Origin of the sequence: Neorhizobium phenanthreniclasticum, from assembly GCF_040066075.1 — a bacterium.
Lineage (GTDB): Bacteria > Pseudomonadota > Alphaproteobacteria > Rhizobiales > Rhizobiaceae > Neorhizobium > Neorhizobium petrolearium.
The window spans coordinates 1-12,484 of record NZ_JBEAAL010000057.1; the positions used below are offsets into that span (position 1 = coordinate 1).

Consider the following 12,484-nt stretch of genomic DNA (forward strand, 5'->3'; position numbering starts at 1 on the left):
GGTCGATGCCCACATTCTGGCGCGCTATGGCGTGACGATGGACTTGCCGGCACAGGTGCGACCGGAGCCGGAGCGGCTGGAACTGCGCGACCTGATGGAACGCCGTGACCAATTGGTGGAGATGCGCAAGAGCGCGCGTATCCGCCTGGCCCAGCCGCATGCCGGCTGCTCGTCACCCTCAAGGCCGCCATCCGGGACAACAAAGCATTCGAGCTTTGACAACCAACAACACAGTTGCGCGGGCTTCTGCCGAGGATATGCCGTCGCTTGCTAAATTTTTGATTATATAGCGATAATTTTGAAAATTTTGAGGTGGGTAGGTGCTCGGGACATCCTCGGGTTAAACCCGAGGACGAGCATGACGAAAGAGGAGTTGCCGCTCTTGGTTTTGTCAGCAGTCTGCGGCTTTTTATGCGACAAATTTGCCACTCCGCCTCATAAGCCGGCCTCCCCCGGCAAGCGGTTGATCCTGATCAAACCGTCCCTCTTTTCCCAGGCCTACCGCTCTTTCTGCAAAGATCATTGCTGATTCAAGGAGAGGTTAAATGAACATGAGCGGTGTACGGCATCTGAGATGGCTCGCAGGCGTCAGTGCGGCTTTTTTCGCATTCGGGGCGGCGGCGGCGGACCTGACGCCGGCTCCGGCTGCCCCGGTGGCAGAGGAAGCAGTGACTGGGCAAAGCCCGTGGCAGATCCGCGTACGCGGTTTGGGCGTCATCACTGAGGATGAGGGCTCGGTGAACGGCGTTCCGGGTTCGGACCTTTCCTATTCCGACTCGGTGATCCCGGAACTCGACATCACCTATTTCTTCACCGACAACATCGCCGCCGAACTCATTCTCGGAACGACCTATGCGAACATCAAGGAAGACGGCGCGGTCGGCGTTCCGGTCGGCCGGGCCTGGCTCCTGCCGCCGACACTCACGCTGCAATATCATTTCACCGATTTCGGCGCCTTCAAGCCCTATGTCGGTGCGGGCGTCAACTACACCTTCTTCTACAATCAGTCGGAAAAGACCGGGTTCCATAACCTCGACGTGGAAAACCATGTCGGCGCTGCCTTGCAGGTGGGCTTCGACTATATGATCGATCAGCACTGGGGCGTGAACTTCGACGTCAAGAAGATCTTCCTCGAAACCGACTGGAAGGCCGATCACGACGTCCTCGGCCCGCTCAGCGGCAAGGCGAAGATCAATCCCTGGCTGATCGGCGCGGGTGTCACCTACCGGTTCTAAAAAAAGAACAACGAGGGCGGTGGGTAGGCGGACGACGCGGCGAAAGCCGCGTCGTTTCCTGCTTTTTCCGGCGGCCGTCGCGCCAATGAGGCAGCGGGTGGCGTCCTCCTTCGCCTCTCACACCCCATCACCTTGGCGTGAATCCGGCGCTTGAGCCAACAGAAGTGCCTGCAAATTCTCATCCGATGCTCTAACCTGCGGCACATGATCACGCGCCGTGCTGCTTTCCTGTCCCTGCCGTTCGTCTTTGCCGCTGCCCGGAGTTTGGCGCAGGGTGCAGCCTCCGCGCTGCCCGTGCCGCAACCGCCGGCGCTACCACAGGATATGGCGCTGAAAGCGGTTCTCGACGCAGCTGCGGAACTCGAACCGTTGAAGGTCGTGCTCGTCAGCCGCGGCGGCGAGATGCTCGCGGAACGGGCGTTCAACGGCCGGTCGAGCAATGCTTCAAGCAACATCAAGTCGGCCTCGAAATCGATCGTCTCCTGCCTCGTCGGCATCGCCATCGACAAGGGGCTGCTTGAAGGCCCGGACCAGAAGATCGCGCCGATCCTGAAAGCCGATCTGCCGCAAAATCCCGATCCACGCATCCACGAGATCACCATCGGCCATCTTCTCTCGATGCAGGCGGGGCTCGGGCGCATGTCCGGCCCGAACTATGGCCGCTGGGTTGCGAGCCGCAACTGGGTCCGTTTCGCGCTTGCCCAGCCCTTCGACGATGATCCGGGCGGCGGTATGCTCTATTCCACCGCCTCGACGCACCTGCTGTCGGCGATCCTCACCAGGGTCGGCCGGAAATCGACGCTGGCGCTGGCACGCGAATGGCTGGCGCCGGTCGAAGGTTTCCGCATCGGCGCCTGGGACCGTGACCCGCAAGGCATTTATCTCGGCGGCAATCAGATGGCGATGACGGCCCGGTCGCTGCTTGCCTTCGGCGAGCTTTACCGCAACGGCGGCAAGGCGAGATCCGGCGTGCAGGTCGTCTCGAAGAACTGGATCGACCAGTCCTGGACGCTGCGCACCAATTCCCGCTTTTCCGGCGACGGTTATGGCTACGGCTGGTTTCTCAGGAATATCGGCGGCGAGGAGGTGAAGTTCGGCTGGGGGTATGGCGGGCAGATGCTCTATGTCATTCCATCGCTCGACCTCACCGTCGTCATGACCTCCGACGACAGCGGTCCCTCCGCCCGCAACGGCTATCGCGACGATCTGCACGATCTGCTTGGCGGGATCATCGGGGTCGTCCGGCAGGCGTTGAATTCTCATCCCTGAGTTGAAATCGATAAAATTCTAACGACTGCGCGCACGATATCGAAAGGAGGTCGTATTACGGTTTCCTTGATTAGGGCTGGGCCTCCCAAATACGCAATCCATCCGGAACTGCCGGATCACGTCCGATGAGCCGGGCGCATCTTGCGGAATGCGAATTGGGCGGGTTGCAACCCTGGCGGGGGAAGCACATGACGTTCGATCTCCGGACAATATATGCGATGACGGCGGTTGCCTGCGTGGTGCTGGGCATGCTCCAGTGCGCCGCCTATTTTACAGGGCGCTTCGAGCGCTGGCTCGCCTGGTGGAGTGCCAGCAATTTCCTCGTCGGGATCGGCTCCTTCTTAATTTCCCTTCGCAGTATCGCGCCGGACTCCATGACGGTTCAATTCGGCAATGTCCTGACGGTCGCCGGTTGCGTGCTCCTGCCGGCATCCATGCGCATCTTCGTCGGGCGCACGGTCAGCCTTCTCCATTGCAGCCTCATCATCGCCGTGCTCGGCATCCCCTTCGTTACGATTTTCAGCGCCCATGATGCGTCGCTCCAACGCATTGCCTATGGTTCGGCGGTCTATTGCCTGCTTGATCTGGCGGTCGCCCGGGAGGCCCATCGCCTCGGGCGGGAGGAGAAGCTTTATTCGGCGGAACTTGCCGTCGGCTTGTTCGTGCTGACGGCAATGCTCTATGCCAGCCGTTCCACCATGGCGATGACGGGCCTGCTGGGCGACGGGAACCTGTTCAACGGCGGTGACGCGGTGCATGCCTGGGTAGCACTTTCGGCCATGGTGTTTCTCACGCTCCGCAGCATGGTCATCATGCTGATGGCGGGGGAAAGGGCAAGCGCCCGGCTCAGGGCTGCAGCCTATTGCGACGCGCTGACGGGCGTGCTCAACCGTGGGGGATTGGTGCAGTCATTTGCCGAGCTTTCCCCGAAGCCGCTGGCCGTGCTGCTGATCGACATAGATCATTTCAAGCAGCTCAACGACGCCCACGGCCATGCCATGGGAGACGAGGTGCTGCGGGCGTTCGCATCGTCTGCAGCGAACGCGCTCGACGATGGTGATCTCATCGCCCGTCACGGCGGCGACGAATTCGTGATCGTGCTGAAAGAGCGTTCGCTCGAACAGGCGGTGGCGATTGCCGAACATATCCGCCTCGCTTTCGTCACCTCGCTTCGCCGCCTCGGCGACCGGCTGTCGGTCCTGCCAACGCTCAGCATCGGGGCGGCGGCCGAAAGTGCGGGGCCTGTCGATCTCGAAGCCCTGCTTCACAAGGCGGATCAGGCGCTCTATGCGCGCAAACGGCAGGGGCGCAACGGAGTCGATGCCTTCAGGGAGGATGTGCTCGCGGCTTGAGAGGCGGGGACGAAACCGCCGGCGCAGAACGAATTTCTCCTGTTATTTGAATGATGGCCGCGGAAAAATAGCGCCTCCGCATCCCCGTGTTTCGCCTGCCGGCTATTCTGTTTTCGTCATCGGGCAGGGAGCCGGGTCGCGAACCGGTCGCCATACGGGCAAGCAATCCGGCGCCCGGTGATGGTTGCGAAGGCCGGTCAGGCGTCGTCAGGACAAATGACCTGCTCACGCCGGAAAACGGGAACTGACACCTCCCGTTGACCGCGAAAGCATGAGGCCAGAAGCGATCGGGCAGGCGGACAAGCCTGACATCAATACCACGCAATACCCACTGCCTGCCCATCCCACCCCTCGGGATCAGGCCGTGGCGGAGTTCTCTCCGCCGCGGGTCTTTGTGCTGATTTATGCGGAAATATCCACTACCCCGCAATCGCCCGCTTCCGACGAGAAAGCCAGAAGCTTGCCGCTGGCGCTCCAGCTCAATCCCGTAATCGCGCCGTTACCAGGACGGCGGAGCAGCGCCTCCTTCTGATCGGCGATCCTGACGCCCAGGATCATGCCATCGATAAAGCCGATGGCGAGCACCTCTTCAGCCGGATGGAACGCGACCTGCGTCACCATGATATTGGCGCGGGTGCCGAGCTCCAACGGCGCCTTACCCATCGGCCCGTCCTTCGAGGAAAACGGCCAGACGATCGCCGCCGGCGCGCCGGAAGAGGCGAGCCACTTGCCCTTCGGCGACCAGGAGAGCGATTTCACCTTGGCGGGATAGCCGGTCATGCGCATGTGGCGGTTCTCGCCCGGCTTGCCGTCCAGCTTCCAGCCGTGCAGCGCGTTTTCCTGCATCATCGTGACGAGGAAACGGCCGTCCGGTGAGAAGGTGACGCCCGTATGCGCTCCCTTCCATTCCAGATCGACCGGCGGCGCATTGGTGCCGACCCAGTGTAGGGACACGCCGTTGTAACGAGCGGCGGCGATGCGCAGCCCCTTGGCGGCAAAGGCAAGGCCTTCGATGCTGCGGCTCTCGGGAAATTCCTTCAGCGAACCGTCATTCTGGCGCACGAAGCTCGACTTGCCGTGGGCATAGGCGACAGCGTTCTGCGGGCCGCCGGCCACGACGCTGATCCATTTGCGCGGTGCTTCGGCAACAAGAGTTGCCGCGCCGTCCTTGCCGATGCGGAAAACCTTGCCATCCTCACCGCCGGTAATCAGCGTCGGGCTGAAGGGATCGCGGATGCAGGTCAGCAAGCCCTGATGGGCTTCGGTGACCTTTTCGCCGCTGTCGAGGCGGTGGATCGTGCCGGCGGCTGTGGCGAAGAATGGAATGTCGCCGAGGAAATGGGCCGCGACGACATGGCCTTGCAAATCAAGCGGTGCAACAGTCGGCATTACGCTGCATTTCTCCCCGGCTTGCCGTTACCCGGAAACCGCCTCACATTTTCTTCCGGCCTCATGCCGCTGCCTCACACGCTTTGAAGCTCTTCTCGATCTTTTCGACATCAAGATCGCGGCCGATGAAGACGAGCCGGGATTCGCGCTTCTCGCCATCCTTCCAAGGGCGCTGGTGATCGCCCTCGATGATCATGTGGACGCCCTGCACGACATAGCGCTCCTCGTCGCCCTTGAAGGCGATGATGCCCTTGAGGCGCAGGATGTTCGGGCCGTCCGTCTGGGTGAGCTTCTGGATCCAGGGGAAGAAGCGTTCCGGATTCATCTCCCCGCCGCGCAGCGAGATCGATTTCACCGTCACGTCATGGATCGGCGACATGTCGCCATGGTGATGATGGTGGTGGTCATGATCGTGGTCATGATGATGATGATGGTCGTGATCATGGTGGTGATGGTCATGGTCGCAGTCCGGGCCGCAGACGTGGTCTTCGTGGCCGTGCTCCAGGAAATGCGGATCGTTTTCCAGCGCGCGTTCCAGGTTGAAGGCGCCCTGGTCGAGAACACGGGCGAGATCGACGCCCGAACGGCTCGCCTTGTAGACGCGGGCGGCCGGGTTGATGGCGCGCACCACGTCTTCCACCCGGGCCAGTTCTTCCGGTGTGACGAGGTCGGTCTTGTTGATGATCACGACATCGGCGAATGCGATCTGGTCCTCGGCCTCGCGGCTGTCTTTGAGGCGCAGCGGCAGATGCTTCGCGTCGACAAGGGCGACGACCGCATCGAGCTCGGTCTTGGAGCGCACGTCGTCATCCATGAAGAAGGTCTGGGCAACCGGTACGGGATCGGCAAGACCGGTCGTCTCGACGATGATGCCGTCGAAGCGGCCCGGGCGGCGCATCAGGCCTTCGACCACGCGGATCAGGTCGCCGCGCACCGTGCAGCAGACGCAGCCGTTGTTCATCTCGTAGATCTCTTCGTCCGACTCGACGATCAGGTCGTTGTCGATGCCGATCTCGCCGAACTCGTTGACGATGACCGCATATTTCTTGCCGTGGCTTTCGGAGAGGATGCGGTTCAGGAGCGTCGTCTTGCCGGCGCCGAGATAACCGGTGAGCACGGTAACGGGAACGGGCTTCTGTGTGGCTGTTTCGGTCATGGAAAACCTCGAGGGATGTGGGAGCGCCCAAAGTACGCAATTGCGGGCGCGGAAATTGGTCCGCCTCATATAAGGGCAAGCCGCGGCGACTTCAAAGGGTTTTGAATGTTATAAGATCACATCATGTGGAGACGGCCGAAATAGCGGACCTTACGTCGGTCCGGCCAAAGTCGTCACCGACATAGAGAAGCGGGCAGTCGAATTCCTTGGCGGTCGCATAGGAAAAGCAGTCGCCGAAGTTGAGGGAGGCCTTGTGAAAGTTCTTGCCCCATTGGGCATGGGCTGCGGCGGCTCGTTCAGCTCTTATTTCGTCGACCTCGATGATGGTGATAGGAAGCTGATCGATCAACGCCGTGAGACCGGGAAGGCATTTCTTCCTCCGCGCGACGATTAGTGCTTCCGTCAAGGTCGCCGCATTCAGAAGAACATTCACTTCTTCTGCCAGCACCTCCCGGCAGGCGATTGCCATCGCTTCGTTATTGACGATGGCAATCAATGCCGAGGTGTCAATAACGATCATCCCGGCATGCCGTCATCATCGTAAAGAAAATCCTGACTCCGCTCGGCGGGCACATCATCCGCGGCAGGCTTCGGTGCCATGGCTCTGATCTCGTCGATGAGCGCCCTACGCTGTTCCCTTGTCAGGCTGGGCTTGATCGGCACGATCCGCGCGATCTTATGACCCCGGCGCGTCAAGACAACGTCTTCACCGGATTCAGCACGATGAAGCAACTCGGTGAGGCTTGCTTTCGCCTCGCTCACAGAGATTTCCATTCCGTATTCCTTGGTCCATTTAATTGGTCCAAAATAGCATCGATGGCGTTGCGGCTCAAGCATGATCACTGCAGGCACGTCACGTCAAACCTCGCCACGTCCTCCAGCAGTTCGATGATGCCCCTGACCGCGTGGGTGATGAGCCGCTCGCCCCGTTCCGCGGTTGCGGAGGCGGCATTGCCGGCGACACCTTTGGGGTTGAGATCGGACATCTTCCAGCCGAAGGCATGCGGTCCATAGGCGCGCAGATGCTTGAATTCTTGCGCGAACTCAGACTGGCGGGAACCGAAGTGTTCCGCCTTCGTCATGTCCACCTTGTCCGGATGAAGCGCCAGCATCACCGAGGTCTCGATATCGCCGCCATGGATGTCGATCGCCTTGTCCTCGGGCCTGATCCATCCCTCCGGCTGGCCGAAGCGCGTCCAGCTTGTCGCCACCACCAGCATGCCGAAGCGCACGCGCGCCTCGGTCGCGACGATCGTCATCAGCGGGGAATTGCCGCCATGAGCATTGAGCAGGACAAGCTTGCGGATGCCGTTTGCATGAAGTTCCGCCGCGATGCCGAGCCAGCGGTTGACCGCTTCGTCGAAGGCAAGCGTTTTCGTTCCGGCGACATCCGTGTGTTCTATCGAATAGCCGACCGGCTCGACCGGCAGGAAGGTCACCGGCAGGCCGGCGGGGAGGGCGGGAATGAGCCGTGCGACAAGCCCCTCGGCAATCAGCGCATCGGTTTCGAACGGCAGGTGGGGACCGTGCTGTTCATGCGCCCCGAGCGGCAGGACGGCGATCCAGTTGCGCCTTTCTGTGGACGCACCTGTTGGATCATTGTCATGATAGCGTGGCAAGGGGTGCGGCATCTGGCGGTAATTTCCCGGTTTCGGTATGGATAGCGCGAAGCTGATATAAGGCTAAAATCCGACAGCACAAAACAGGCGGAGCCGATGAGCAAGAAGAAGAGTGAGAAGAAGGCCAAGTCGGGCAAGAAGAAAGGGCTCGATAGCCTTTCGGCCGCCGACCTCGCTCCGGCGATCACGCAGGCGGCGCGATCCATGCGCACCGCGCTCAGTCGCAGCCTTGGCGAGAGCGGGCTTTATGCCGGCCAGGACGGCGTCATTCTGGCGCTTGCCGAGGAGGACGGGCTGACCCCCGGACAGCTTGCCGCAAGACTCGGCGTGAAGGCGCCGACCATGACGCGCACGATCGGCCGGATGGAGGCGCAGGGATTCCTGGAGCGCCGCCCCGACGGAACCGACGGCCGGCTCACGAACGTGCACCTGACGGATATCGGCCTGAAAAGCGTCGAACAGATCGGCCGCTCGGTCGCCGATTGCGGTTCGCTTGCGGTGAAGGGCCTTTCCGACAAGGAGGTACGCACGCTTCTGAAGCTGCTCAAGGCCGTCGAACACAATCTCCAGCCTGCGCTCGCCGACGACTGACCTTGGCGAGCGTGATGCGACCCTGAAAAATTGCCATCACAGGATTGTCGTGTGGAATTAAATTGTTTATTTAAAATTTAATTCCGGCACCTGAAAAGCAAAAGCGGCCGGTGACGAGGGGGGAAATGGCGCAGAAGATCAAGTTGTCGACGATTGCCGAGAGCCTCGGTCTTTCCACCGCCACCATTTCGCTTGCACTTCGCGACAGTCCGCTCGTGGCGGTCGATACGCGCGAAAAGATCAAGGAACAGGCGCGCGCGCTCGGCTATATCTACAATCGCCGCGCCGCCAGCCTCAGGACTTCCCGCTCCGGCATCATCGGGGTCGTGGTGCACGACATCATGAACCCGTTCTACGGCGAAATCCTGAAGGCGATCGAAAGTGAGCTCGACCGCAGCCGCCACACGTTCATTCTCTCCAATCATTACGATTCGGTCGAGAAGCAGCGGACCTTCATCGAAACCCTGCTGCAACTCGGCGGCGACGGTGTGATCATGTCGCCGGCGATCGGCACGCCTGTCGAGGACGTCAAGCTCTGCGAGCAGAACGGCATGCCGGCGATCCTTGTCGCCCGCTCCATGGAAGGGGTCGACCTGCCCACCTATCGCGGCGACGACAGCTACGGCATTTCGCTCGCCACCAACCATCTGATCGGGCTCGGGCACCGGGTCATCGCCATGATCGGCGGCACGGACCAGACCTCGACCGGCCGTGACCGTTACCAGGGCTATGTCAACGCGTTGCGCAAGGCGGGCATCGAGGTGGATCCCAACCTGCGCATTCCCGGCCCGCGTTCCAAGCAGGGGGGCTTCGAGGCGGCGGTGAATTTCCTCTCTCTGCCGCAGAAGCCGACGGCAGCTGTCTGCTGGAACGATCTCGTGGCGATCGGCCTGATGAACGGCATTGCCCGCGCCGGCTTCGTGCCGGGCCAGGACATTTCGGTGACCGGCTACGACGATCTGGAAGAGGCCTCGATCGCCACGCCGGCCCTGACCACGGTTTCCAACGGCCAGGCGGAAGTCGGCAGGCTTGCGGCGCGCGCACTGCTCGACCGGCTGGCCGGCAGCCACGAGCCGGATGGCCTCCACCTGATCAAGCCGGAAATGCGCATCCGCCAGTCCACGGGCATCTACAAGCCGCGGAGCTGACGCGGGCAATGTCCGTCAGGCGGCGACGCTGGCCAGCGCCTTGCGGGCGGCATAGGTTCGCACGGCGTCGCCGAAAGCCTTAAAGAGCGCGCGGGAGGGGGCATCGGTTTCCGCCCAGTATTCCGGATGCCACTGCACGCCGACCGCGAAATTCTTCGCATCGATCACCGATACCGCTTCGATCGTGCCGTCTTCTGCCGTCGCTTCGACCCTCAGCCGCGGTGCGGTTTCGGCGATCGCCTGGCGGTGAAGCGAGTTCACCTGGACCTCGCCTGAAAGGCCGAGATGGTTCGCAATGCAGGAGCCTTCCCGGACGAAGACCGGCTGGCGGATGGCATACATGTCGTCGCGATGGGGAACATCCGGCTTGCGATGGTCCCATGTGCCCGGCTGCTCCTGTATTTCACTTGCGAGCGTACCGCCGAGCGCCACATTCAGCTCCTGGATGCCACGGCAAATGGCGAGCAGCGGGATGCCCCTGTCGATGGCGCTGCGGATGAGCGGCAGGGATGTCGCGTCCCGGGCGGGATCGAAAGGGCCGTCGCTATCCCTGGCTTCCCTCCCGTAGAGAGATGGATGGACGTTCGTCGCAGAGCCGGAAACCAGCACGCCGTCGACCCGGTCGAGGATGGCGTCGATCTCGTTGCCTTCTTCGAACGCCGGAATGATGAAGGACATCACCTCGGCCACTTTCAGCGCCGCCTGGACATATTGGTTCGGCGTGGCGTGCCAGATGGCTCCGTCCAGTTCGCGGATGTCGGCGGGCACGGCGACGATCGGTTTCGGCATTGGAATCTCCACGTGAAGCAGGCGGCAAGCGCCTTGCTTCTTGTGACGCCGGAAGCCGTTTCAAGTCAAGTTCGCGGCATGGTCCCGCGTCGGATATTGCACAAAGAATAAGCAATTCTCCGTTGAATTTCTTCAATAATCTCCTTTCCGACCGGGTGCGACGAAAGTCTAAGGTCAAAAGACCTGCCGGTATTAAGGATTATCGGGGGCAGTGCTTGCAACCCATTGAGCAACATGTTTACTTCGCGGCAGAGCCGGGGGGATGGGAACGGATAACCCTGCGGTTTCATCTTTATGGGAGGTATTTTATGGATCGTCGTTCATTCTTCAAAAAGGCTGCCGTGACGGGGGTCGGGGCTGCCGCTGCAACGACGTTGGCCGCGCCGGCCATCGCGCAGACGAACCCGAAGCTCACCTGGCGTCTGACGTCTTCATTCCCGAAGTCGCTCGACACCATCTATGGCGGCGCGGAAGACATCGCCAAGCATGTCGCCGCCGCAACCGACGGCAATTTCACCATCCAGACCTATGCGGCCGGTGAGATCGTTCCGGGCCTTCAGGCGGCCGACGCCGTCAGCGCCGCGACGGTCGAAATGTGCCATACCTGCTCTTATTACTATGTCGGCAAGGACCCGACCTTCGCCATCGGCACGGCCATCCCGTTCGGCCCCAATGCCCGCCTGACGAATTCCTGGTTCTACGAGGGCAACGGCAACAAGCTCCTGAACGAATTTTACGCCACCCACGGCCTCTACGGCATGATTGCCGGCAATACCGGCGCGCAGATGGGGGGCTGGTTCCGCAAGGAAATCAATACGGTGGACGACTTCAAGGGCGTCAAGATGCGTATTGCCGGTCTTGCCGGTCGCGTGGTCGAGAAGCTCGGCGTGGTGCCGCAGCAGATTGCCGGCGGCGACATCTATCCGGCGCTGGAAAAGGGCACGATCGACGCGGCCGAATGGGTCGGTCCCTATGACGATCACAAACTCGGTTTCTACAAGGTCGCCAAATATTACTACTATCCGGCGTTCTGGGAAGGCGGCCCGGTTATCCACGCCATGGTCAATCTCGACAAGTGGAACAACCTGCCGAAGAACTACCAGGCCGCGCTGACGGACGCCTGCGCCTTCGCCAACACCAACATGATGGCGAAGTACGACATGAAGAACCCCGTGGCAATCAAGCAGCTCGTCGGTGAAGGCACGATCCTGCGCCCGTTCAGCCAGGACATCCTCGAGGCCTGCTTCAATTCGGCCATGGATGTCTACAAGGACATCTCGTCGAAGAACGAGTGGTTCAAGAAGATCTACGAGGACCAGGCGGCGTTCAAGCGGGAGGGCTACCTCTGGATGCAGCTTTCGGAATACACCTACGACACCTTCATGATGATCCAGCAGCGCAGCGGCAAGCTCTGACCGGTCATCGAGCCTGGTTTCAGGAACCTCGGATCGAAAGGTCCGGGGTCAGCTTGTTGACAAACCTCCCGGCATGCAGGACGTCATCCTCGGGCTTGTCCCGAGGATCTGCTGCCGCTTACCAAGATATTGGTATATTGGGATAATTTCGAAATATAGACGTGGTTAGATGCTCGGGACAGGCCCGAGCATGACGAAAGAGAAGTTATCGCCCTTTGTCAGCAGTCTGACACCGGATCGAAAGGTCCGGGTTTTTCTTTGTGGGAAATTTGGCGGTTGCGATGGGTTGTGCCGTCTCGGCAACTACACGTGATTGTCCATGCTTGCAGCGTTTGTGGGCAGAAGCAGCACGCTCTGCGGCCAGCCGGGCATCGGTGAAGAGGGGCTTCACCGACTTAGAGCGGGATGAATTTAGGCGGAATCGGCATGGGGATTCCCTTTTGTGAGCAAATCAGATTCACTATTCAGGCCGGTGCAGGAGGCCGGCCAGGATGGCGAGACCCTTTTCGGATGACCTTAGG

At 61.0% G+C, this 12,484-nt stretch carries 13 protein-coding genes; 7 read left to right on the forward strand and 6 right to left on the reverse strand.

Annotated elements, in window-relative coordinates; all coding sequences use genetic code 11:
* The 4 genes from ABK249_RS33160 to ABK249_RS33175 form a co-directional block, all read left to right on the forward strand.
* Positions 1–274: hypothetical protein (locus tag ABK249_RS33160; RefSeq protein ID WP_415926501.1), on the forward strand; the 274-nt coding region annotated here is incomplete at its 5' end.
* A gap of 271 nt (positions 275–545) precedes the next feature.
* Positions 546–1,235 (forward strand): OmpW/AlkL family protein, encoded by a 690-nt coding sequence (locus tag ABK249_RS33165; protein WP_227703814.1) that lies wholly within the window; start codon positions 546–548, stop codon positions 1,233–1,235.
* A gap of 204 nt (positions 1,236–1,439) precedes the next feature.
* The gene (locus ABK249_RS33170) at positions 1,440–2,504 is read left to right on the forward strand and encodes a serine hydrolase domain-containing protein (RefSeq protein ID WP_348864879.1); all 1,065 of its coding nucleotides are present in this window, start codon (positions 1,440–1,442) and stop codon (positions 2,502–2,504) included.
* A gap of 188 nt (positions 2,505–2,692) precedes the next feature.
* Positions 2,693–3,856, forward strand: coding sequence for a GGDEF domain-containing protein (locus ABK249_RS33175; protein WP_348864880.1), 1,164 nt, complete (start codon positions 2,693–2,695; stop codon positions 3,854–3,856).
* 402 nt (positions 3,857–4,258) lie between these two features.
* On the opposite strand, the gene ABK249_RS33180 is transcribed toward ABK249_RS33175, so the two are convergent.
* The 5 genes from ABK249_RS33180 to ABK249_RS33200 all read right to left on the reverse strand — a co-directional run bounded on the left by ABK249_RS33180 (position 4,259) and on the right by ABK249_RS33200 (position 8,032).
* Positions 4,259–5,245 carry a WD40 repeat domain-containing protein gene (locus ABK249_RS33180; protein ID WP_037155796.1) on the reverse strand — a complete coding sequence of 329 codons (987 nt, stop codon included), beginning with the start codon at positions 5,243–5,245 and terminating at the stop codon, positions 4,259–4,261.
* A 61-nt stretch (positions 5,246–5,306) separates the two neighbouring features.
* On the reverse strand, positions 5,307–6,401 hold the full coding sequence (locus tag ABK249_RS33185; RefSeq protein ID WP_227703812.1) for a CobW family GTP-binding protein: 1,095 nt from the start codon (positions 6,399–6,401) through the stop codon (positions 5,307–5,309).
* A 121-nt stretch (positions 6,402–6,522) separates the two neighbouring features.
* A complete protein-coding gene (locus ABK249_RS33190; protein WP_227703811.1) occupies positions 6,523–6,921 on the reverse strand; it encodes a type II toxin-antitoxin system VapC family toxin in 399 nt (132 codons plus the stop codon).
* On the reverse strand, positions 6,918–7,175 hold the full coding sequence (locus ABK249_RS33195; RefSeq protein WP_227705197.1) for a type II toxin-antitoxin system Phd/YefM family antitoxin: 258 nt from the start codon (positions 7,173–7,175) through the stop codon (positions 6,918–6,920). Before ABK249_RS33195 ends, ABK249_RS33190 begins: the two co-directional genes overlap by 4 nt.
* A gap of 65 nt (positions 7,176–7,240) precedes the next feature.
* Positions 7,241–8,032 (reverse strand): creatininase family protein, encoded by a 792-nt coding sequence (locus ABK249_RS33200; RefSeq protein ID WP_348864881.1) that lies wholly within the window; start codon positions 8,030–8,032, stop codon positions 7,241–7,243.
* Between the two features lie 84 nt (positions 8,033–8,116).
* Between ABK249_RS33200 and ABK249_RS33205 the strand changes: the two genes are divergently transcribed.
* Together ABK249_RS33205 and ABK249_RS33210 are read left to right on the forward strand one after the other, a co-directional pair.
* Positions 8,117–8,611 (forward strand): MarR family winged helix-turn-helix transcriptional regulator, encoded by a 495-nt coding sequence (locus tag ABK249_RS33205; protein WP_348864882.1) that lies wholly within the window; start codon positions 8,117–8,119, stop codon positions 8,609–8,611.
* 125 nt (positions 8,612–8,736) lie between these two features.
* Entirely contained in the window at positions 8,737–9,759 is a 1,023-nt protein-coding gene (locus tag ABK249_RS33210) for a LacI family DNA-binding transcriptional regulator (RefSeq protein WP_227703809.1), read from the forward strand.
* Between the two features lie 15 nt (positions 9,760–9,774).
* On the opposite strand, the gene ABK249_RS33215 is transcribed toward ABK249_RS33210, so the two are convergent.
* Positions 9,775–10,548, reverse strand: a complete 774-nt coding sequence (locus tag ABK249_RS33215; protein WP_210056688.1) for a gamma-glutamyl-gamma-aminobutyrate hydrolase family protein — start codon at positions 10,546–10,548, stop codon at positions 9,775–9,777.
* A 308-nt stretch (positions 10,549–10,856) separates the two neighbouring features.
* On the opposite strand from ABK249_RS33215, the gene ABK249_RS33220 reads away from it, so the two are divergent.
* The gene (locus ABK249_RS33220) at positions 10,857–11,963 is read left to right on the forward strand and encodes a TRAP transporter substrate-binding protein (RefSeq protein WP_037155812.1); all 1,107 of its coding nucleotides are present in this window, start codon (positions 10,857–10,859) and stop codon (positions 11,961–11,963) included.
* Positions 11,964–12,484 lie beyond the last annotated feature (521 nt).

Excerpts from the sequence above, each read along its gene's own strand:
- ABK249_RS33165 (WP_227703814.1), top strand. The coding sequence starts at position 546 with ATGAACATGAGCGGTGTACGGCATCTGAGATGGCTCGCAGGCGTCAGT.
- ABK249_RS33170 (WP_348864879.1), top strand. The coding sequence starts at position 1,440 with ATGATCACGCGCCGTGCTGCTTTCCTGTCCCTGCCGTTCGTCTTTGCC.
- ABK249_RS33175 (WP_348864880.1), top strand. The coding sequence starts at position 2,693 with ATGACGTTCGATCTCCGGACAATATATGCGATGACGGCGGTTGCCTGC.
- ABK249_RS33180 (WP_037155796.1), bottom strand. The coding sequence starts at position 5,245 with ATGCCGACTGTTGCACCGCTTGATTTGCAAGGCCATGTCGTCGCGGCC.
- ABK249_RS33185 (WP_227703812.1), bottom strand. The coding sequence starts at position 6,401 with ATGACCGAAACAGCCACACAGAAGCCCGTTCCCGTTACCGTGCTCACC.
- ABK249_RS33190 (WP_227703811.1), bottom strand. The coding sequence starts at position 6,921 with ATGATCGTTATTGACACCTCGGCATTGATTGCCATCGTCAATAACGAA.
- ABK249_RS33195 (WP_227705197.1), bottom strand. The coding sequence starts at position 7,175 with ATGGAAATCTCTGTGAGCGAGGCGAAAGCAAGCCTCACCGAGTTGCTT.
- ABK249_RS33200 (WP_348864881.1), bottom strand. The coding sequence starts at position 8,032 with ATGCCGCACCCCTTGCCACGCTATCATGACAATGATCCAACAGGTGCG.
- ABK249_RS33205 (WP_348864882.1), top strand. The coding sequence starts at position 8,117 with ATGAGCAAGAAGAAGAGTGAGAAGAAGGCCAAGTCGGGCAAGAAGAAA.
- ABK249_RS33210 (WP_227703809.1), top strand. The coding sequence starts at position 8,737 with ATGGCGCAGAAGATCAAGTTGTCGACGATTGCCGAGAGCCTCGGTCTT.
- ABK249_RS33215 (WP_210056688.1), bottom strand. The coding sequence starts at position 10,548 with ATGCCGAAACCGATCGTCGCCGTGCCCGCCGACATCCGCGAACTGGAC.
- ABK249_RS33220 (WP_037155812.1), top strand. The coding sequence starts at position 10,857 with ATGGATCGTCGTTCATTCTTCAAAAAGGCTGCCGTGACGGGGGTCGGG.